The 19,221-nt window shown below is 64.9% G+C and carries 19 protein-coding genes; 16 read left to right on the top strand and 3 right to left on the bottom strand.

Annotation, left to right across the window (positions count from 1 at the left end):
* Positions 1-26: 26 nt before the first annotated feature.
* Positions 27-215, bottom strand: coding sequence for a hypothetical protein (locus BTH42_RS19475; protein WP_075302407.1), 189 nt, complete (start codon positions 213-215; stop codon positions 27-29).
* 157 nt (positions 216-372) lie between these two features.
* Positions 373-1,083 carry a pseudouridine synthase gene (locus BTH42_RS19470; RefSeq protein ID WP_075302405.1) on the bottom strand — a complete coding sequence of 237 codons (711 nt, stop codon included), beginning with the start codon at positions 1,081-1,083 and terminating at the stop codon, positions 373-375.
* 94 nt (positions 1,084-1,177) lie between these two features.
* On the opposite strand from BTH42_RS19470, the gene BTH42_RS19465 reads away from it, so the two are divergent.
* From BTH42_RS19465 to BTH42_RS19425, 9 genes are all read left to right on the top strand, one after another.
* Positions 1,178-2,458: an MFS transporter gene (locus BTH42_RS19465; RefSeq protein ID WP_075302403.1), complete on the top strand. Its 1,281-nt coding sequence runs from the start codon at positions 1,178-1,180 to the stop codon at positions 2,456-2,458.
* 202 nt (positions 2,459-2,660) lie between these two features.
* Positions 2,661-3,713, top strand: coding sequence for a MurR/RpiR family transcriptional regulator (locus tag BTH42_RS19460; RefSeq protein WP_075302401.1), 1,053 nt, complete (start codon positions 2,661-2,663; stop codon positions 3,711-3,713).
* On the top strand, positions 3,710-4,699 hold the full coding sequence (locus tag BTH42_RS19455; RefSeq protein ID WP_075302399.1) for an isoaspartyl peptidase/L-asparaginase family protein: 990 nt from the start codon (positions 3,710-3,712) through the stop codon (positions 4,697-4,699). Before BTH42_RS19460 ends, BTH42_RS19455 begins: the two co-directional genes overlap by 4 nt.
* A gap of 164 nt (positions 4,700-4,863) precedes the next feature.
* Positions 4,864-6,786 carry a dipeptide ABC transporter ATP-binding protein gene (locus tag BTH42_RS19450; RefSeq protein ID WP_075302397.1) on the top strand — a complete coding sequence of 641 codons (1,923 nt, stop codon included), beginning with the start codon at positions 4,864-4,866 and terminating at the stop codon, positions 6,784-6,786.
* A gap of 139 nt (positions 6,787-6,925) precedes the next feature.
* The gene (gene gsiB, locus BTH42_RS19445) at positions 6,926-8,488 is read left to right on the top strand and encodes a glutathione ABC transporter substrate-binding protein GsiB (RefSeq protein ID WP_075302395.1); all 1,563 of its coding nucleotides are present in this window, start codon (positions 6,926-6,928) and stop codon (positions 8,486-8,488) included.
* A 69-nt stretch (positions 8,489-8,557) separates the two neighbouring features.
* A complete protein-coding gene (gene gsiC / locus BTH42_RS19440; RefSeq protein WP_075302393.1) occupies positions 8,558-9,478 on the top strand; it encodes a glutathione ABC transporter permease GsiC in 921 nt (306 codons plus the stop codon).
* A gap of 7 nt (positions 9,479-9,485) precedes the next feature.
* Complete coding sequence (gsiD, locus tag BTH42_RS19435) at positions 9,486-10,391, top strand: glutathione ABC transporter permease GsiD (RefSeq protein WP_075302391.1); 906 nt, start codon at positions 9,486-9,488, stop codon at positions 10,389-10,391.
* Positions 10,388-11,527 carry a P1 family peptidase gene (locus tag BTH42_RS19430; protein WP_083654851.1) on the top strand — a complete coding sequence of 380 codons (1,140 nt, stop codon included), beginning with the start codon at positions 10,388-10,390 and terminating at the stop codon, positions 11,525-11,527. The genes gsiD and BTH42_RS19430 overlap by 4 nt, the downstream gene beginning before the upstream one ends.
* On the top strand, positions 11,524-12,363 hold the full coding sequence (locus BTH42_RS19425; protein ID WP_075302389.1) for a M55 family metallopeptidase: 840 nt from the start codon (positions 11,524-11,526) through the stop codon (positions 12,361-12,363). Before BTH42_RS19430 ends, BTH42_RS19425 begins: the two co-directional genes overlap by 4 nt.
* A gap of 115 nt (positions 12,364-12,478) precedes the next feature.
* Here BTH42_RS19425 and BTH42_RS19420 read toward each other — a convergent pair whose 3' ends face one another.
* Complete coding sequence (locus BTH42_RS19420; RefSeq protein WP_075302387.1) at positions 12,479-13,438, bottom strand: alpha/beta fold hydrolase; 960 nt, start codon at positions 13,436-13,438, stop codon at positions 12,479-12,481.
* A 284-nt stretch (positions 13,439-13,722) separates the two neighbouring features.
* Between BTH42_RS19420 and BTH42_RS19415 the strand changes: the two genes are divergently transcribed.
* The 7 genes from BTH42_RS19415 (at position 13,723) to BTH42_RS19380 (ending at position 19,089) form a co-directional block, all read left to right on the top strand.
* Entirely contained in the window at positions 13,723-15,108 is a 1,386-nt protein-coding gene (locus tag BTH42_RS19415; RefSeq protein ID WP_075302385.1) for an amino acid permease, read from the top strand.
* A gap of 469 nt (positions 15,109-15,577) precedes the next feature.
* A complete protein-coding gene (locus BTH42_RS19410) occupies positions 15,578-16,312 on the top strand; it encodes a hypothetical protein (protein ID WP_075302383.1) in 735 nt (244 codons plus the stop codon).
* Positions 16,309-17,319, top strand: coding sequence for a hypothetical protein (locus BTH42_RS19405; RefSeq protein WP_075302381.1), 1,011 nt, complete (start codon positions 16,309-16,311; stop codon positions 17,317-17,319). Before BTH42_RS19410 ends, BTH42_RS19405 begins: the two co-directional genes overlap by 4 nt.
* Positions 17,320-17,440: 121 nt before the next feature.
* The gene (locus tag BTH42_RS19400; protein WP_075302378.1) at positions 17,441-17,650 is read left to right on the top strand and encodes an AlpA family transcriptional regulator; all 210 of its coding nucleotides are present in this window, start codon (positions 17,441-17,443) and stop codon (positions 17,648-17,650) included.
* Between the two features lie 3 nt (positions 17,651-17,653).
* Positions 17,654-18,355, top strand: coding sequence for a KilA-N domain-containing protein (locus BTH42_RS19395; protein ID WP_083654850.1), 702 nt, complete (start codon positions 17,654-17,656; stop codon positions 18,353-18,355).
* Complete coding sequence (locus BTH42_RS19390; protein ID WP_075302376.1) at positions 18,352-18,639, top strand: helix-turn-helix domain-containing protein; 288 nt, start codon at positions 18,352-18,354, stop codon at positions 18,637-18,639. The genes BTH42_RS19395 and BTH42_RS19390 overlap by 4 nt, the downstream gene beginning before the upstream one ends.
* Before the next feature lie 228 nt (positions 18,640-18,867).
* On the top strand, positions 18,868-19,089 hold the full coding sequence (locus BTH42_RS19380; RefSeq protein ID WP_075302372.1) for a hypothetical protein: 222 nt from the start codon (positions 18,868-18,870) through the stop codon (positions 19,087-19,089).
* The last annotated feature ends 132 nt before the right edge of the window (positions 19,090-19,221 follow it).

Here is a 19,221-nt window from a genome sequence, read left to right as displayed (position 1 = left end):
CAGAGCGGCCGCGCGATTCAAGCGCTTCAGGTCAGCGTCGGCAGCATTTCCAGCAACAGGAAACACAGCATGCCGCCGATCATCGCGCCGATCAGGTTCGGATGGTACTTGTGCCGCAGCCGCATGATGACCAGCGAGCCGCCGATCAGCAGCAGTGCAAAACCGATAAACGCAATCATCGCCTGCGAGATCGCAATCGTGCCGTCGATATCCATGGCGCCCCTCCTTGAAACCTTTGTAGTCGTTTGTTTCAACGAGTATAGGGCGACCTGTAAGCAACGGCATGCTGCGGCGCAGCGCCTTACGTGCGGTGCACCGCAATGCGCGCGCGCTTTATTCGGCGCATCAAGGGCTTATGCGTGAACTACCGGTTTACCCGCCCCGTAGCGCGTCGAGCTCGTTTTCATCGAGCCATTGCCATGCGCCCGGTGCGAGCGTCGCGGGCAGCGCGAGGCCGCCGACGCGCTCGCGATGCAGCGCCTCGCAGCGGTTGCCGGCCGCCGCGATCATCCGCTTGACCTGGTGATATTTGCCTTCGAGCACGGTGAGCGCGAGCGTGTGGGTGTCGCGCGCCTGCGCGTCGAGCGCGGCGCTCGGTTTGCTTTCGCCGTGCAGCAGCACGCCGTCGCGCAGCGCGCTCAATTGCGCATCGTCGAGCGGATGACGGGTGGTCGCGACGTACAGCTTCGGCACCTTGCGTTTGGGCGACGTGAACTGATGGACGAACTTGCCGTCGTCGGAGAGCAGCAGCAGGCCCGTGGTGTCCTGGTCGAGCCGGCCGACGCACTGCACGCCGCGCTCGGCGAACTGCGGCGGCAACAGGCTGAACACGCTCAGATGATGCTGCGGATCGCGCGAGCATTCGTAGCCGGCCGGCTTGTTCAGCAGCAGATACGCGTGCTCGCGATACGGCCATTCGACGCCGTCGACGCTAAAGCGCAAGGTCCCGCTAGCGACCGCGAAATCGGTGTCGGCATCGGTGCAGACGGCGCCGTCGATGCTCACGCGCGCGTCGCCGATCAGCGCGCGGCATTGGCGGCGCGAACCGAAACCCTGGGTAAAGAGAATGCTTTCTAGATTCATGGCGAGCGAAGAATAACACCGCAAGAAGCGGGGCGCTGCGCATCGCGTGAGCGCGGACGATGAGGCCTTCAAGTCGAATCTCCGGAGTCCATCGATGCGTGCCGCTTCTTCATCCGCTTCCTCCTCTTCGTCCGTTGCGCCGCGTTTATCCGGCGCGTTTCACCGCCTCGCGTGGTCGAATCTGTGCGCGCAATCGGCCGAGCAGATCAGTCTGGCCGCCGCGCCGCTCGTCGCGGTGTTCGCGCTCGGCGCGAATGCGCGCGACACCGGCCTGCTGCAAACCGCGCAGACGCTGCCGTTCCTGTTGCTGTCGATGCCGCTCGGCGTGTGGGCCGATCGCCGTTCGCGCCGCGTGCTGATGACGCTCGCCGAAAGCGTGCGCGTTTGCGCGATGCTCGGCGTGCTGTTGCTGGTGCTCACGCATGGGTTGAATCTGCCGCTGCTCGCCGCGCTCGGTTTCGTCGCCGCGACCGGCACGGTGGCTTACAACGTCGCCGCGCCCGCGCTGGTGCCGTCGCTGGTGCCGCGCGAAGCGTATGCGCGCGCGAACGGCCGGCTCGAACTCGCGCGTAGCGTCGCGTATTCAGCGGGGCCGGCGCTCGGCGGCCTGCTGGTCGGCTGGATCGGCGCAGGCTGGGCGTATGGGGGCGCGGCGGCATTGTCGGCGCTCGCGGTCGTGCTGCTCGCGGGACTGCGCGAGCCGCCGCGCGCGGTCGCGCCGCGCCGGCACTTCATGCTGGAGTTACGCGACGGCACCCGCTTCGTGCTGCACGATCCATTGCTGCTGCCGATGCTCGCGACCGCGGTGTTCTTCAACCTCGGCTTCTTTATCCTGCAAGCGGTGTACGTGCCGTACGCGGTGCATCGGTTGGGGCTGTCCGCGTCGGCGGTCGGCGTGACGCTTGGCGCGTACGGCGTCGGCATGGTGTGCGGCGCGCTCGCCGCGCCCGCGATCGCGCGGGCAGTGACGTTCGGCCGGCTGCTGGTGATCGGGCCGTCGTTCGGTTTGCTGGCCTCGCTCGTGATGGTCGCGACGCTGGTCGCGCCGTCGTTCTGGCTCGCGCTCGCGAGCTTCTTTCTGCTCGGCGCCGGGCCGATCCTGTGGGTCGTCGGCTCGACCACGCTGCGTCAGGCGATCACGCCGGAGCGGATGATCGGCCGGGTATCCGCGTTGATCAGCACCGCTACTTATGGCGCGCGACCGGTGGGCGCGTTGCTCGGCGCGGCGCTCAGCGCGCGCTGGAGCGTCGACGTGTGTCTGGTCGCGGCGGCGATCGCGTTTCTGGTGCAGGCGCTGATCATTTTCATGTCGCCGGCGGCGCGATTGGTTGGGATTCCGGAGCAATGCGCGGAGGAGAGAGGGGTGGTGTGCTAACCAAACGCGAGGAGGGGTGAGCTGACCCGATGAAAATGAATTTTCATCGCAGCGCAGCATCGCTGAGCGCCAAAACCCCTTGTTTAAAGGGGTGGCTCAGTGAAAACCCCTGGAAGATGAAAATAGATTTTTGTCTTGTGCAAATTTATGTAAATATACTTTCATTAATTCCAGATAACTCCATCAGCCCGACGCCGCCCGTATGGCCCACCATCCGTCCGCTGTTCCGAACTCCGCCGAGCAGGCGATTGCCGCGCGCATCGGCGCCGCGATGCCGACGCTGACGCCGATTCACCGGCGCATGGGCGAGTACGTGCTGGCCAACCTGTTCCGCGCGGCGACGATGCGGATCGACGAACTGGCGAGCGTGGTCGGCGCTTCGGTTGCGAGCGCGAACCGTTTTGCGCGCGCGCTCGGCTTCGACGGCTATCCGCAGTTTCGCGACGCGCTGGTGCGCGGCTTCGAAGCGACGCTCGCGCCGGTCGAGCGGCTGCGCAGCGCGCAGGAATCGCTCGCGGCCGGCGACGATCTGATCGACGCGTCGCTGGAGCAGGCCGCCAACAATCTGCACGCGACCCGCACGTCGATCGATCGCGCCGCCGCCGACGCCGCGGTCGAAGCGATCATCGCCGCGCGGCGCGTGTTCGTGCTCGGCTTCGGCGCGAGCGCGTTTCTCGCGAGCCTGATGGAGCACGGGCTGCTGCCGTATCACGACAACGTCCGCTCGCTCGCGCTGATCGGCGGCCCGTCGCATGCTGCGCGGCAGCTGGTGGGCTCGAACGAGGGCGACCTCGTGATCGGCATCGCGTTCCCGCGTTACGTCGAGGACACGATCGAACTCGCGCGGCGCGCATCCGAACGCGGCGCGCGCGTGCTCGCGCTGACCGACTCGCCGGCTTCGCCGCTCGCGCAGTTCGCCGACCTTGCGCTGTATATCCGCACCGACCGGCGCCTCGCGTCGAATGCCGACTCCGCGGTGCTCGCGGTGATCGAGGCGCTGTGCGACGCGGTTGCGTATCGCGCGCAACGCTCGGTGAAAGCGGCCGCCGAGCTCAGCGAGTTCGTGCTGCCGTGGCTGTTCGATTCGCAGACCGGCGCGGCCGGCGCGAAAGCCAGCACGAAAGCCGGCTCGAAAGCCGACGCAACACCCAACGCAAAGCCCGGTACAAAAACCAACGCAAAAGCCGGCGCCGCCAGGCGCGCCGACGCCCCCCGCGGCACCCGAACAACTCGCACTCCACACTCGAAAAAATGAATTCCAACGCAGTCATTGCCATTCATGGCGGAGCAGGGACGATCCTGCGCGCGTCGTTGTCGGCCAGCGCCGAAGCCGACTATCACGCAGCGCTCAACGCGGTGCTGAGCGCCGGCCAGCGCGTGCTCGCCGACGGCGGCAGCGCGCTCGACGCGGTCAGCGAAGCGGTGCGTCTGCTCGAAGACTGTCCGTTGTTCAACGCGGGTCACGGCGCGGTCTACACGTCGGCCGGCACCCACGAACTCGACGCCGCGATCATGGATGGCCGCACGCTCGAAGCCGGCGCGATCTGCTGCGTGAAGCGCGTGCGCAATCCGGTGCTCGCCGCGCGCCGCGTGCTCGAACGCAGCGAACACGTGCTGTTCACCGGCGAAGGCGCGGAAGCGTTCGCAGCCGCGCAGGGCCTCGAGTTCGTCGACAACAGCTACTTCGATACCGATGCGCGCTATCGCCAATGGCAACTCGCGCAGGAGCAGCAGCGGCCGATGCTCGACCACGACGGCGCGACGCTCGCGGCCGCGGCGTCGACGCAAGCCGAACCCACGCCGCACGAGCCGATCGATCCGAATCGCAAGTTCGGCACCGTCGGCGCGGTCGCGCTCGACGTGCACGGCCACCTCGCCGCGGCGACCTCGACCGGCGGCGTCACCAACAAGCAGGTCGGCCGGGTCGGCGACACGCCGCTGATCGGCGCGGGCTGCTATGCGGACGACGCGACCTGCGCGGTGTCGACCACCGGCTCGGGCGAAATGTTCATGCGGATGGTCGCTGCCTACGACGTCGCCGCGCAGATGGCCTACCGCGCGGTGTCGCTCGAAGAAGCCGCGCACGACGTGGTGATGAACCGCTTGCCGAAGATCGACGGACGCGGTGGTCTGATCGCCGTCGACGCGCGCGGCAACGTCACGCTGCCGTTCAACACCGAAGGGATGTACCGCGGTTTCGCGCGGCTCGGCGCCGCGCCGGTGACGGCGATTTACCGCTAGCCGCCAGCGCGCGGCGCTGCGTTGGAGCACTGCCTCGGCGCACTGCCGCGGCAGCGCGCCGAAGCGGCGCCCGCGCGAACCGAACCCACCGCGCCACTCGCTCGACTCCCGCGCCTGAACCGCGCTCCAACCCGTTAGCCGCGTTCGACTTCAAAGGAATCACCGTGCCGACTTCATCGCACACCGCCCGCCCGCTTATCGAAACCTTGCCGCCGCAGCGCGTGCTCGCGGTCGACGATCTGACGGTCGCGTTCCGCCGTGGCGGCTCGACTTTCAACGCGGTGCGCAATCTGTCGTTTACGGTCGAGCGCGGCGAAACGCTGGCGATCGTCGGCGAATCGGGCTCCGGCAAATCGGTCACGTCGCTTGCGCTGATGCGCCTGATCGAGCATGGCGGCGGCCGGCTCGCCGGCGGCAGCATCGCGTTCCGGCGCCGCGACGGCAGCGTGCTCGATCTCGCGCAGGCATCGTCCGGCACGATGCGCTCGATTCGCGGCGCCGACATCGCGATGATCTTCCAGGAGCCGATGACCTCGCTGAACCCGGTGTTTACGGTCGGCGACCAGATCAGCGAGGCGATCGCGCTGCATCAGGGCAAGAGCCGCGAGGCCGCGTCGGCCGAAACTTTGCGTCTGCTCGAACTGGTTCGGATTCCTGAGGCTCGCCGGGTGGCCGCGCGCTTTCCGCATCAATTGTCGGGCGGGATGCGCCAGCGCGTGATGATCGCGATGGCGCTGTCGTGCAAGCCCGCGTTGCTGATCGCCGACGAGCCGACTACCGCGCTCGACGTGACGATCCAGGCGCAGATCCTGCAACTGATCCGCGGCTTGCAGGACGAGATGAACATGGGCGTGATCTTCATCACGCACGACATGGGCGTGGTCGCCGAAGTGGCCGATCGCGTGCTGGTGATGTATCGCGGCGACAAGGTCGAGGAGGGTCCGTCCGACACGCTGTTCGCCGCGCCCTCGCATCCGTACACGAAGGCGCTGCTCGCGGCGGTGCCTCGGCTCGGCTCGATGCAGGGCACCGACCGGCCCGCGCGCTTCCCGATCCTGAGCGTCGAGCAGGCGGGCGCGAACGGCGCCGACGCGGCGGTGCAGCCGGCCGCGAGCGTTGCCGAAGAAGCGCAGCCGCCGGTGCACGACGACACCCCGCCGATTCTGCGCGTGCGCGATCTGGTCACGCGCTTTCCGGTCCGCACCGGCCTGTTCGGCCGCGTGACCGGGCGCGTGCATGCGGTCGAAAAAGTCAGCTTCGATCTGCGGCCCGGCGAAACGCTCGCGCTGGTCGGCGAATCCGGCTGCGGTAAATCGACGACCGGCCGCTCGCTGCTGCGTCTGGTGGAAAGCCAGAGCGGGTCGATCGAATTCGGCGGCAAGGAAATCGGCTCGCTGACCGGCCCCGCGTTGCAGGCATTGCGGCGCGATATCCAGTTCATTTTCCAGGACCCGTTCGCGTCGCTGAATCCGCGCCTGACGGTGGGCTTCTCGATCATGGAGCCGCTGCTCGTGCACGGCGTCGCGCAGGGCGCCGAAGCGCAGGCGCGGGTTGCGTGGCTGCTCGAAAAGGTCGGCTTGCCGGCCGAGGCGGCGCGCCGTTATCCGCACGAATTCTCCGGCGGCCAGCGCCAGCGGATCGCAATCGCGCGCGCGCTCGCGCTGAATCCGAAGGTCGTGATCGCCGACGAATCGGTGTCCGCGCTCGACGTGTCCGTGCAGGCGCAGATCGTCAACCTGATGCTCGATCTGCAGCGCGAACTGGGCGTCGCGTATCTGTTCATTTCGCACGACATGGCGGTGGTCGAGCGCATCAGCCATCGGGTCGCGGTGATGTACCTCGGCCAGATCGTCGAGATCGGACCGCGCCGCGCGGTGTTCGAGGCGCCGCAGCATCCGTACACGAAGAAGCTGATGAGCGCGGTGCCGGTCGCCGACGCCGCGCGCCGTCACGCGAAGCGGATGCTCGCCGCCGACGACATCCCGAGCCCGATCCGCGCGCTGCACGACGAGCCGCTGGTCGCGCCGCTGATCGCGGTGGGCCCCGATCATTTCGTCGCGCAGCATCGCGTGGGCGGCGCGTACTGACCTTGTTGAATCAGCTGTACCGCGGCCGCATTCAGGCCGCGCGAGCCGCAGCACCCTGTAGCACTCCGTAGTACCGCGCAACACCACATAACGACCCAGTCACACCTTCAACGTCAATCTCGCAGCCTGGAGCAATCTGATGAACCTGCTGTTCCCGTCTTCTCCGTTTCGTTTGCGCGCGCTGGTCAGCGGCGGCGCGGTGGTGTTCGCGATGCTCGCGGGCAATCCGGCCCAGGCCGAAACCACGGCCGTGATGGCCGTCGCGTCGACCTTCACGACGCTCGATCCGTACGACGCGAACGACACGCTGTCGCAGGCGGTCTCGAAGTCGTTCTACCAGGGGCTGTTCGGCTTCGACAAGGACATGAAGCTCGTCAACGTGCTCGCGGACAGCTATGAGGTGAGCGCGGATGCGAAGGTCTATACGTTCAAGCTGCGCCACGGCGTGAAGTTCCAGGACGGCACCGACTTCAACGCGGCCGCGGTGAAGGCGAACTTCGACCGCGTGACCGACCCGGCGAACAAGCTCAAGCGCTACAGCATGTTCAACCGCATCGAGAAGACCGAGGTGGTCGACCCGTACACGGTGCGCGTCACGCTGAAGGCGCCGTTCTCGGCGTTCGTGAACGTGCTCGCGCATCCGTCGGCGGTGATGATTTCGCCGGCCGCGCTGAAGCAGTACGGCAAGGACATCGCGTTCCATCCGGTCGGCACCGGCCCGTTCGAATTCGTGAAGTGGGACCCGGCGGGCGATTTGACCGTGAAGAAATTCGCCGGCTACTGGAAGAAGGGCTACCCGAAGATCGACGCGATCGACTGGAAGCCGGTGGTCGACAACAACACGCGCTCCGCGCTGATGCGCACCGGCGAAGCGGACTTCGCGTTCCAGGTGCCGTACGAGCAGGTCGCGCAGCTGCAGGCGAGCCCGAAGGTCGACGTGATTGCGACGCCGTCGATCATCGCGCGCTACATCAGCATGAACATGAACCAGAAGCCCTTCGACAACCTGAAGGTGCGTCAGGCGCTGAACTACGCGATCAACAAGGAAGCGCTCGCGAAGGTCGCGTTCTCGGGCAATGCGGTGTCGATGGAAGGCGTGGTGCCGCAGGGCGTCGATTACGCGACGAAGACCGGCCCGTGGCCGTACGACCCGGCGAAGGCGCGCGAACTGCTGAAGGAAGCCGGTTATCCGAACGGTTTCGAAACCACGCTGTGGGCCGCGTATAACAACTCGACGTCGCAGAAGGTGATCCAGTTCCTGCAGCAGCAGCTCGCGCAGGTCGGCGTGAAGGCGAAGGTCGAAGCGCTCGAAGCGGGTCAGCGGGTCGCCAAGGTGGAAAGCGCGCAGGATCCGGCCACCGCGCCGGTGCGGCTGTTCTACACCGGCTGGTCGGCGTCGACGGGCGAAGCGGACTGGGCGCTGAGCCCGCTGCTCGCGGGTCACGCGTTCCCGCCGAAGATGGTCAACACCGCGTACTACAAGAACGACGCGGTCGACAGCGATCTGAAGCAGGCGCTCGAAACTACCGACCGCGCGCAGAAGGCGTCGCTGTATGCGGATGCGCAGAAGCGCGTATGGGCCGATGCGCCGTGGGTGTTCCTGATCAAGGAGAAGGTCGTGTACGCGCGCAGCAAGCGTCTGTCGGGCGCATACGTCGCGCCGGACGGCTCGTTCAACTTCGACGAGATCGCGGTCAAGTAATCAGTCGAACGCGCGGCCCGCGGGCCGCGCCCGATTCTCCGTTGCCTGCATTTCTGCCGGATTGGTTTCATGCTGAACTTCCTCGTCAAACGTCTTTTTGGCCTGCTGCCGACGCTTTTCATCGTCGCCGTGCTGGTATTCCTGTTCGTGCATCTGCTGCCGGGCGATCCGGCGCGACTCGCCGCCGGTCCCGAAGCGGACGAGGCGACCGTCGCGCTGGTGCGTGCCGACCTCGGGCTCGACAGGCCGCTGCCGCAGCAGTTCGTCAATTTCTTCTGGCGCATCGCGCACGGTGACTTCGGCGTGTCGACGCGCAGCAAGCGTCCGGTCAGCCAGGAGATCGCCGAACGCTTCATGCCGACGCTGTGGCTCACGCTCGCGAGCATGGTGTGGGCGGTCGTGATCGGCATGGCGCTCGGCATCGTCTCGGCGGTGTGGCGTAACCGCTGGCCCGACCGGCTCGGGATGACGCTCGCGGTGTCCGGCATTTCGTTTCCGGCGTTCGCGCTCGGCATGCTGCTGATGGAAGTGTTTTCGGTACAACTGGGCTGGCTGCCGATCGTCGGCGACGGCACGTGGCGCGGCTACGTGCTGCCGTCGCTGACGCTCGGCGCGGCGGTCGCGGCGGTGATGGCGCGCTTCACGCGGGCGTCGTTCGTCGAAGTGATGCACGAGGACTTCGTGCGCACCGCGCGTGCGAAGGGCGTGCCGGAGTGGCGCGTGATCGCCAAACACTGCCTGCGCAACGCGCTGATTCCGGTCGTCACGATGATGGGCCTGCAGTTCGGCTTCCTGCTGGGCGGCTCGATCGTCGTCGAGGTCGTGTTCAACTGGCCGGGGCTCGGGCGTCTGCTCATCGACGCGGTATCGATGCGCGACTATCCGATCATTCAGGCGGAAGTGCTGTTGTTCTCGCTCGAATTCATCATCATCAATCTGATCGTCGACGTGCTGTACGCGGTGATCAATCCGACTATCCGTTTCAAGTGAGGCGCGCATGAGCACCACCGCCACCGGGCCGAACGCGGCCAACGCCGCCCCCGCCGAACGCGCGATCCGCACCCCGTGGAGCGAGTTCTGGCGCAAATTCCGCAAGCAGCACGTCGCGATGGCCGCCGGCCTGTTCGTGCTGCTGCTGGTCGTCGTCGCGATCGTCGCGCCGCATATCGTGCCGTACGACCCGGAGAACTTCTTCGACTACGACGCGCTGAACGCGGGGCCGTCGGCCGCGCACTGGTTCGGCGTCGATTCGCTGGGCCGCGATATTTTCAGCCGCATCCTGGCCGGCTCGCGCATCTCGCTGGAGGCGGGCTTTCTGTCGGTCGCGATCGGCGCGGTGATCGGCACGTTCTTCGGACTACTGGCCGGTTATTACGAAGGCTGGTGGGACCGCATCACGATGCGCGTCGCCGACGTGCTGTTCGCGTTTCCGGGCATCCTGCTCGCGATCGGCGTGGTCGCGATTCTCGGCAACGGCATGATCAACGTGATCTGCGCGGTCGCGATCTTCAGCATCCCGGCGTTCGCGCGGCTGGTGCGCGGCAATACGCTGATGCTCAAGCAGCTCACGTATATCGAGGCGGCGCGCAGCATCGGCGCGTCGGACTGGACGATCATCGTGCGGCATATTCTGCCGGGGACGATTTCGTCGGTCGTCGTGTATCTGACGATGCGCATCGGCACCTCGATCATCACCGCGGCGAGCCTGTCGTTTCTCGGCCTCGGCGCGCAGCCGCCGACCCCGGAGTGGGGCGCGATGCTGAACGAAGCGCGCGCCGATATGGTGACCGCGCCGCATATCGCGCTGTTTCCGAGTCTGGCGATTTTCCTGACCGTGCTCGCGTTCAATCTGCTCGGCGACGGTCTGCGCGATGCGCTCGATCCGAAGCTGGACCGGCCATGAGTAAGACTAACGATTGCGCCGCCGGCGCGGACCGGAGCGCGGAGTTGCATGCGGCGCTGCGCGCGCCGCATATCGGCGTGTTGCCGGCCGGTCCGCTCGGCACGATCGCCGACGTGGCCGGCGTCACGGTCGGACATTGCACGCTCGCCGACGGCGCGAGGCAAACCGGCGTGACCGTGATCCGGCCGCATCGCGGCGATCCGTTCGTCGCCAAGGTGCCGGCGGCCGCATCGGTGATCAACGGCTTCGGCAAGAGCATCGGCCTCGTGCAGGTCGACGAACTCGGCACGCTCGAAACGCCGATCGCGCTGACCAACACGTTCGGCGTCGGCGCGCTCGCGCAGGCGCAGATCCGCGCGGCGATTCGCGCGAATCCGCGCATCGGCCGCGAGTGGTCGACGGTCAATCCGCTCGTGTTCGAATGCAACGACGGCTATCTGAACGATATTCAGGCGCTCGCGATCGGCGAACAGCATTTCGATGAAGCACTCGCCGCCGCTGGCACCGAGGTCGCGAGCGGCGCGGTCGGCGCCGGGCGCGGGATGTCGTGTTTCGATCTGAAAGGCGGGATCGGCACCGCGTCGCGCGTCGTGCGGGTTGCGGGACGCGACTATACGGTCGGCGCGCTCGTGCTCGCGAACTTCGGCCGTCTGCCGATGCTGACCATCGACGGCACGCCGCTTGGCCGCGTGCTGGCCGAACGCGCGGCCGCTGCCGCCACGGCCAGCCCGACGGCTAACCCAACCACCGGCAAGCCCGAACAAGGCTCGATCATCATGATCGTCGCGACCGATGCGCCGCTCGACGCGCGCCAGCTAAAACGCGTGTCGTTGCGCGCGGCGGCCGGCCTCGCGCGCACCGGCTCGGTGTATGGCCACGGCAGCGGCGATATCGCGCTGGCGTTCTCCACCGCGTACACGGTGCCGCACGACGCGGACCTCGTCACGCTGCCGCCGCTCGTCGCCGATCACTGCCTCGACCCGCTGTTTCGCGCGTGCGCCGACAGCGTCGAGCAGGCGATCGTCGATGCGTTGTGGAGCGCCGAATCAGTAACCGGCCGCGATGGCCACCAGCGTCTGTCGCTGCGCGACAGCGTGCCGGACCTCGCGGAACTGCTGGGGCTGTCCACGCAATGAAAGTCCTGATTTCCACCGATATCGAAGGCGTGGCCGGTGTCTTTCATCCCGAGCAGACGCGCGCGGGCAACGGCGAATACGAAGCCGCGCGCCGCTGGATGACGCTCGAAGCGAACGCGGCGATCGAAGGCGCGTTCGCGGGCGGCGCGACCGACGTGTGGGTCAACGATTCGCACGGCGGCTTTCGCAATCTGCTGCCCGATCTGCTCGATCCGCGCGCGCAGGTCGTGCTCGGCAAACCGCGCACGCTGGGGATGATGGCCGGCGTCGAATACGGCGCGGCGCTGGTGTTCATGATCGGCTATCACGCGAAGGCGCAAACGCGCGGGATTCTCGCGCATACGATCAACAGCTTCGCGTTCGCGCGCGTCGCGTTCAACGGCGTCGAACTCGGCGAAGCGGGCGTGTATGGCGCGCTGGCGGTAGAGTACGGCGCGCGGGTCGCGCTGTTATCGGGCGACGATGTGTTCGCCGAGGAAACCGCGCCGCGTTTTCCGGACGCGCGTTTCGTCGTCACTAAAAATGCGACCGGGTATGGGAGCGGCGTCACGCAAGCGCCGGCGAGCGTGCGCGAAGCGTTGCAGGCGGCCGCGCGCGACGTGGTTCGTCAGCATCTCGAAGCGGGCCGCGCGCCCGAGGCGTCCGGCGCGCGGGCTCAACCGCAACCGGTCGAATGCGAGCTGCGCGTGCAAACCAGCGGCCTCGCCGATCTGTTCTGTCAGTGGCCGACGCTCACGCGCGTCGATGGCGTGACGCTGCGTTTTAGCGCGGCGTCGGCCGAACACGCGGTGCGGATGCTGAACTGTCTGTCGGCGATGTCGTTCATGCTGCGCTGAGCACACGTGCCGCGGCTTGCCGCGGGCAAATGCGGCGGCGTGGCCATCGGCGCCAGCCGCTATGCGCGCTCAGGCGTCATGCGCTGAGCGCGCCCGTCCGACACCCCGCCGCGAATCACTGCTGCAAGCGGCTCAACTCGCGCGCCGCGTGATCGATCGCATCGGCGACCGCGCCCGCATGCGACACCGGCGCGAGATGGCTCGACGCGACCGGCACCACCTTCGCGCCGATCCGTTCGGCGATCGACTTCTGTAGCGCGGGCGACACCGCGCGGTCCTGCGTCGTCAGCACGTACCACGACGGCCGGTCTTTCCAGCCGATCTGATCGACCGGTTCGTCGAACGCCTGCGCGGCGATCGGCACCTGGGCGGCGGCGAGCACGCGCGTGACCATCTCGGGCACGTCGGCCGCGAGGTCCGCGCGATAACGCGCGCGGTCGAGCCACAGAAAACCGTTCGCGTCCTTGCTGATGCTCTGGCCGGCCGGCATCGGCCCGCCTGCCTTCATCACGTCCATCGCCGACTCGTGCAGCTGCGGCGCGAGCGCGGCCACATACACGAGCCCCGCGACGTTCGGCGCATTCGCCGCCACTTCGGTGATCACCACGCCGCCCCACGAATGGCCGACCAGCAGCACCGGACCGTTTTCGCGCGCGAGCACGCGACGGGTCGCGGCGACATCGTCGGCGAGCGACGTGAGCGGGTTCTGCACCGAACTCACGTGATAGCCCTTGCGCTGCAGCTTCGCGACCACGCCGTTCCAGCTCGAACCGTCGACGAACGCGCCATGCACCAGCACGATGTTGCGCACCGGGCCGGCGAGCGGCACGGCAGCGGGCTTCGCGGGAGTGGGGGCGGCGGCGTTGGGTGCGGCCTGCGGCGTTGGCGTTTGAGCGGGCGCCGGCGCCGCGTTGCCCTGTGCGCCGGAATCAGCGGCCGGGGGCGTTGCTGCGGGTGTTGCAGCGGGCGCCTGTTCGGCACCGGGCGCGGCCGTAGGCGCGGTTTGAGCGAACGTCGTCGCGCCAGCGAAGCAGAGGCACAAAACGGCGGCGTAAAGCGGACGTCTGAGCAGCATGGTGAAACTCCGCGGGCTGAGAGTCGAACTCGGGAACATACCGAAGCGCCCCTGCCGTGACAATCACAATCCGTGCGCTTAAGTGCGGCGCAGAACGAACCGGGGTTGCTACGAATGTCGGGTCAATATTGGCCGGGTTAAAATTACCGGTTCGCCGCGGCGGCGCCGTGCCCGTCCGGGAAATAGGTGCCGAACCGGCGGCGAACGGGACGCAAGCAGACGGTTCCAACAGGTTGTTCCAATCAAGCGGTCGCCAACGAGCGGTCTCCACATAGCAGAACGCAATGAATAGTGCACAGCAGCAAGAGGGCCTGCAGCGCGGGCTCAAGAATCGTCACATCCAGTTGATCGCGCTGGGCGGCGCGATCGGCACGGGTCTGTTTCTCGGCTCCGCCAGCGTATTGCAGGCAGCCGGTCCATCGATGATTCTCGGCTACGCGATCGGCGGCATCATCGCGTTCATGATCATGCGACAGCTCGGCGAGATGGTCGCGCAGGAGCCGGTCGCCGGCTCGTTCAGCCACTTCGCGTACAAATACTGGGGCGACTTCCCCGGTTTTCTGTCGGGCTGGAATTACTGGGTGCTGTACGTGCTCGTCAGCATGGCGGAGCTGACCGCGGTTGGCACCTACGTGCATTACTGGTGGCCCGGCGTGCCGACCTGGGTGTCCGCGCTGGTCTGCTTCGCGCTGATCAACGCGATCAACCTCGCGAACGTGAAGGCCTACGGCGAAACCGAGTTCTGGTTCGCGATCATCAAGGTGGTCGCGGTGATCGGCATGATCCTGTTCGGCGGCTATCTGCTGGTCAGCGGTCACGGCGGCCCGCAGGCGACGGTCGCGAACCTGTGGAGTCACGGCGGCTTTTTCCCGCACGGCTTCCACGGGCTGTTCATGATGCTCGCGGTGATCATGTTCTCGTTCGGCGGCCTGGAGCTGATCGGCATCACGGCGGCGGAAGCGGCCGAGCCGCAGAAGAGCATCCCGAAGGCGGTCAACCAGGTGATCCTGCGGATCCTGATTTTCTACATCTGCTCGCTCGCGGTGCTGCTCTCGCTGTATCCGTGGAACGAAGTGGCGGCCGGCGGCAGCCCGTTCGTGATGATCTTCTCGCAGATCGGCTCGACGCTGACCGCCAACGTGCTGAACGTGGTGGTGCTGACCGCGGCGCTGTCGGTCTACAACAGCGGCGTGTATGCGAACAGCCGGATGCTGTACGGCCTCGCCGAGCAGGGCAACGCGCCGCGCGCGCTGCTGAAGGTCGACCGGCGCGGTGTGCCGTATATGGCGATCGGTCTGTCGGCGCTCGCGACCTTCGCGTGCGTGATCATCAACTACGTGATTCCGGCCGAGGCGCTCGGTCTGCTGATGTCGCTGGTGGTCGCCGCGCTGGTGCTGAACTGGGCGCTGATCAGCCTGACCCATCTGAAGTCGCGTCGCGCGATGGTCGCGGCCGGCGAGACGCTGGTGTTCCGCTCGTTCTGGTTCCCGGTCAGCAACTGGATCTGCCTCGCGTTCATGGCGCTGATTCTGGTGATTCTGGCGCTGACGCCGGGGCTGTCGGTGTCGGTGTGGCTGGTGCCGGTGTGGCTCGTGCTGATGTGGATCGGGTATGTGATCAAGCGGCGTCGCGAAGGCGTGCGCCGTCAGACGGAGATGGCGGGGCGCTGAACGGCGCCCGGAGCGCAGCGCGGGCACGGTGGGAGAGTGGCCTTGCTCTTGGCGCGCGAGCCGCGCCAAAAACGAAAAACCCCGCGAGCAGATTTTGCTGGCGGGGTTTTTTTGTGTGCTTTGACGACGCGGTGGTTGGTTGGAGCGCTAACGCTGTATGACAGCGCTTGCGTAGACCTTCACTTCACCAACAATGGTCGATCGAATTCTTTGGAGGGCTGGAATGAAATAGTCCTTGCTATTTCAATGCTGACGCTGGTCCTGTAATTTTGATCCTGCGAGATACCACCAAAAATACCACCAGGCGCAGGCTGCTGGCCCCGCGATCAACAGGAGGCGGACCTCTCCGGGCTGTATAAAACCACAGTAAAATGCTTTCCGGTCGCGCCCGGTCGATGGACCGCAAGCCGGGTTCCCTCACCTGGCAGGCGCGGCCTCCTTCGTGAGGGGGCATGCGTGAGGGCGCATTGTGGATTATCGTGTTCAGGCCTTGAGCATTAGTGACCTAGCTTTGTCGTGGAAAAAAGAATCGACCCGCGATTACACGTTTGAAATTCTCTATGCCATCGCCAATGGCAAGCTAGCGGTCGTCGACCCGCTTGTTGAATCTTCGGTTCTCGATACAGAGGATGACATCGATCACTTCCTGTTGGAGAACAAACAATATAGTCGCCACTACCTGCACAGTGGGGATGGGCCGATCCTTATGAAGGATAGTCATTTCACATCGATTAGCGAGGTTATCCAATACGGCGGACCAAAAACAGTTGACGTATTCGAACTGAGTTCAACCTGTAATCATTTGTGCATCCGCAAGCACGACTTCCAAAAATGGATGGAAAAGAAAGGCTTGCCTTTGCCCTTATTTTGGTTCGGCGGCGACCAGGAAGCCACGGAGCCGGAACGGTCAGAGAATTTCGGCGGTCAGCGCGTTGGGTGCATTGATGTGCCTCCTAACCTATCAAAGCGAGAGCGCGAATCACTGCACAAGCAGGTAGCCGCGCTGGCCTTGGTATTGGCGGAGAAGTCGGCTAAGTACAAAAACGGAAACCGGCCGAACGCGAACCAGATTGCCGAAGCTGTTGCACTCATGCTGGATGCTATGCCTGAGGCTAATAAGCGCGGAGTTAGCTCCGCGTCTTTACGCGCCAGCATCAAGGCAGGGATCGCGATGTTGCAAGGCAAGCGCGAGGAGGATGAATGAGCAAGCTGTTCAACCTGAAAAAATGGGTGACTCTTTCCGATGCGGCGAAGCACTTGTCTGCAATATTTGGCGAGGAAGTGGCAGAGGCAGACATACTGCAATTTGCGCTTGAAAGGCGTTTAACGCTATCAATCAACTTCGTCAATGGTGCTCGCGCCCGCTGCGCTCGAATTGTTGGCCCTGAGGGTATCGAGTGGCGCGAGCTACCTAGCCTGGAGAGTATCCCCGGCTTGGAGAGTGTCCCCGGCCATGAAGGTGCTGCGCCCGTTCTCTACATGAGGAGTCTGCAACTGCATGAGGACCGCGAGGAGTACATCAATCTGAGCGCGGAGGTCACCAAGATTGATGGTGTTTGGGACTTGCCCTTGCTGGGCAATGATCGGCTCGATGTCGAGCATGGATTTCAAATGCTTATCGGTGGCCACGCTGTCACTTCTACCAATCTTGAAGGCGCATTCGTTCAGCGTGGCGATCTGGTTTGCCAGCTTCAAGAGAGCATGGATGACAATGAGTTCCAGCCTGGATCGACTGCGGCACTGACGGAATTGAAACAATTTATCGCTGAAAAAAAACTGCCCGCCGTAGAAGGCGAGGCGTTATTGAGGGAGCATGCCGAAGAGCGGAAGAAGTATCTGGCCAAGAGACAGGAGCGTCCTGCGCAAGAAGACTATTATCCGGCTGGCGGTCTGCCTGCAGACTGCAATCTCGTTGTCCGAACGGTCAATCTGACTTCATTTATTCAGGGCGTCAATGCCTCGCCCGATGAGGCGACTAGTGCATTAAGTAACAGGGAGCGCGACTCGCTTCAGAAGCAGATTGCTGCCTTGGCGCTGGCCTTGGCCGCACGGTCGAGTAGATACAAGAACGGCGAGCGCCCGAACGGAAACCAGATTGCGGAGGCGGTCTCCGAGATACTGGAGGCGTTGCCGGACGCGAGAACCCATGGAGTCGGCAAATCTGCGCTTCGCGCGAGCATCAAGGCTGGGATTGATCTGCTCACCAGATAACGGGTTTGCCAGTTGGCAAAGGATTTTGCCAACTGGCAAATGTCCGAACAATTCACGGATTTAATGCCGCCATGTGTTCCCGGAAGGGCCGGGGGCACTCACTAACCTCTAGTGAGGAAACATGGCAGAGCAATTCCGTGCTGCGCTCGCAATCCTGCGGCGCAAACAGGTTCAAGCCGAGACTGGCTTGAGCAAATTTACCATCTACGCCCGCACTCGCGCGGGTACCTTTCCTGCGCCCATCCAGCTTGGCCTTCGTTCCGTAGGCTGGCGGGCGGCGGACATTGACGAGTTCCTGGCCGATCCGGCGAACTATCGCGCGGAGGCCTGAGCAATGGCGACGACCTTCCAAAATAAGAAGGGTCACACTCTCGCAAAGAGTGCACCCCTGACGACCTCGCCCTATGCTGCTACGTTGCGCCTCGACTATGAAGGCGAGTCGGTCGATTTCTCCGTTGATGGGTGGTTCAACGCCACGACGGTAGGGGCGAGATCTGGCAAGAAACCGCACGAATGGCTTCGCCTTCCGGATACGCAGGACTACCTTGCAGCCGTCGAGCGCAAATACGGGAAAATCCCTTATTTAAAAACGAAGCGAGGGCGCGGCGGTGGGACGTGGATGCACCCGAAACTAGCGGTTCGCTTTGCGCAGTGGCTCGATATGGATTTCGCAGTTTGGTGCGATGAACAGATAGACCACATCCTGCGTGGCGGTCTGCACATGATGAAGAGCGATTCTCACGTGCTTAGCACGACGCCCGACCGCGAACCGCTACTGACCGTCGCTGCAGCCATTGTCGCGCGTCACCGTCTGCCGTTCGGCCCGGTTTATGAAGCGCTAGACAATTTTGTAGGTGTAGCACACGCACGCGACATGGATTGCAAGCAGGTAAATGACGCCGCGCAGTTCGGCGCGCGCCTGCTAGCGGGCAATGCGACGTCGGCGGACTTTGAGCGCATCGCCAGCAATCGCGAGCGCATCGGCCGCCCGGCCATGCAACTGTCGCTGATCGATGCAGCGGGAGGTGTGCGATGACTCGTTGCCAGAAACAGCTGGCCGCGATCCTGCGCCGCATCCCCGGCAATGACTCCGCGACGCAACGTGCCCGCCTGATGGCTGCAATGCAGGAAACCGGCCATGTCACGACGCACGAGGCAATGCGGATTCTCGACTGTTACGACCCGCGCCCGCGCATCCACGAACTGCGCCATAAACACGGGGCGGTAATCACGACCGCAACCCGCATCGAGCAAACGGAATCGGGCGTGCAGCACCGGATCGGCGTGTATTCCCTCGCGCAAGGCAAGGTGGCGATGTGATGGAGGCTCTCCTGCAACGTACGGATGCGAGAAGCAGGAGGAACGATCGAACTGGACCTGTCGCAACCCTCGCAGGCCTTGCGTCCACTCATCTCTCGCAACCCACCGATGCCTTGATCGCTGCCGCCCGGCGCGCTGCCGCACTTGCGCCGTTTGACCGTGCCGCGCTCGACGTACTGAGCACGGTGCTCGTTCGCCTGGCTGACCTGTCCCGCGTGGAGGTGGCTCGTGGTTAATCACATTGAGACGTCAGGCCTTCTTTGCCCGTTCACCGACGCTGCCTTGGACGGGTTTGAACGTCCCAGCGCTGGCAAGATCGAGACGATTCTTGAGGAGGCGCACACTGTTTCGAGCGGCGTCAGTGTTGCTATTCGGATGGCTCACATGAATTCCGTCCGCCGCGAATTGGGAGTATCAGCGGAGGCGAGCAGCAACGACATCGATAGCTGACTGGCTATGACCGGGTTTGCTTCGCCCGCGCTTTCGGAGCGTATCGAGTCATTGATAGATGCAGCTTCCAGTGACTCGGGCCTGACACCAGATGGCGGGCCCTAACAATAAAGAGCGTGCGATGTGTCGGTG

Source organism: Burkholderia sp. SRS-W-2-2016, assembly GCF_001931485.1.
In the GTDB taxonomy this organism is placed as follows: domain Bacteria; phylum Pseudomonadota; class Gammaproteobacteria; order Burkholderiales; family Burkholderiaceae; genus Paraburkholderia.
This window is presented reverse-complemented; position numbering and strand designations above follow the sequence as displayed.

Coding starts and splice junctions, on each gene's coding strand:
- BTH42_RS19475 (WP_075302407.1), bottom strand. CDS start 215: ATGGATATCGACGGCACGATTGCGATCTCGCAGGCGATGATTGCGTTT.
- BTH42_RS19470 (WP_075302405.1), bottom strand. CDS start 1,083: ATGAATCTAGAAAGCATTCTCTTTACCCAGGGTTTCGGTTCGCGCCGC.
- BTH42_RS19465 (WP_075302403.1), top strand. CDS start 1,178: ATGCGTGCCGCTTCTTCATCCGCTTCCTCCTCTTCGTCCGTTGCGCCG.
- BTH42_RS19460 (WP_075302401.1), top strand. CDS start 2,661: ATGGCCCACCATCCGTCCGCTGTTCCGAACTCCGCCGAGCAGGCGATT.
- BTH42_RS19455 (WP_075302399.1), top strand. CDS start 3,710: ATGAATTCCAACGCAGTCATTGCCATTCATGGCGGAGCAGGGACGATC.
- gsiB (WP_075302395.1), top strand. CDS start 6,926: ATGAACCTGCTGTTCCCGTCTTCTCCGTTTCGTTTGCGCGCGCTGGTC.
- gsiC (WP_075302393.1), top strand. CDS start 8,558: ATGCTGAACTTCCTCGTCAAACGTCTTTTTGGCCTGCTGCCGACGCTT.
- gsiD (WP_075302391.1), top strand. CDS start 9,486: ATGAGCACCACCGCCACCGGGCCGAACGCGGCCAACGCCGCCCCCGCC.
- BTH42_RS19430 (WP_083654851.1), top strand. CDS start 10,388: ATGAGTAAGACTAACGATTGCGCCGCCGGCGCGGACCGGAGCGCGGAG.
- BTH42_RS19425 (WP_075302389.1), top strand. CDS start 11,524: ATGAAAGTCCTGATTTCCACCGATATCGAAGGCGTGGCCGGTGTCTTT.
- BTH42_RS19420 (WP_075302387.1), bottom strand. CDS start 13,438: ATGCTGCTCAGACGTCCGCTTTACGCCGCCGTTTTGTGCCTCTGCTTC.
- BTH42_RS19415 (WP_075302385.1), top strand. CDS start 13,723: ATGAATAGTGCACAGCAGCAAGAGGGCCTGCAGCGCGGGCTCAAGAAT.
- BTH42_RS19405 (WP_075302381.1), top strand. CDS start 16,309: ATGAGCAAGCTGTTCAACCTGAAAAAATGGGTGACTCTTTCCGATGCG.
- BTH42_RS19400 (WP_075302378.1), top strand. CDS start 17,441: ATGGCAGAGCAATTCCGTGCTGCGCTCGCAATCCTGCGGCGCAAACAG.
- BTH42_RS19395 (WP_083654850.1), top strand. CDS start 17,654: ATGGCGACGACCTTCCAAAATAAGAAGGGTCACACTCTCGCAAAGAGT.
- BTH42_RS19390 (WP_075302376.1), top strand. CDS start 18,352: ATGACTCGTTGCCAGAAACAGCTGGCCGCGATCCTGCGCCGCATCCCC.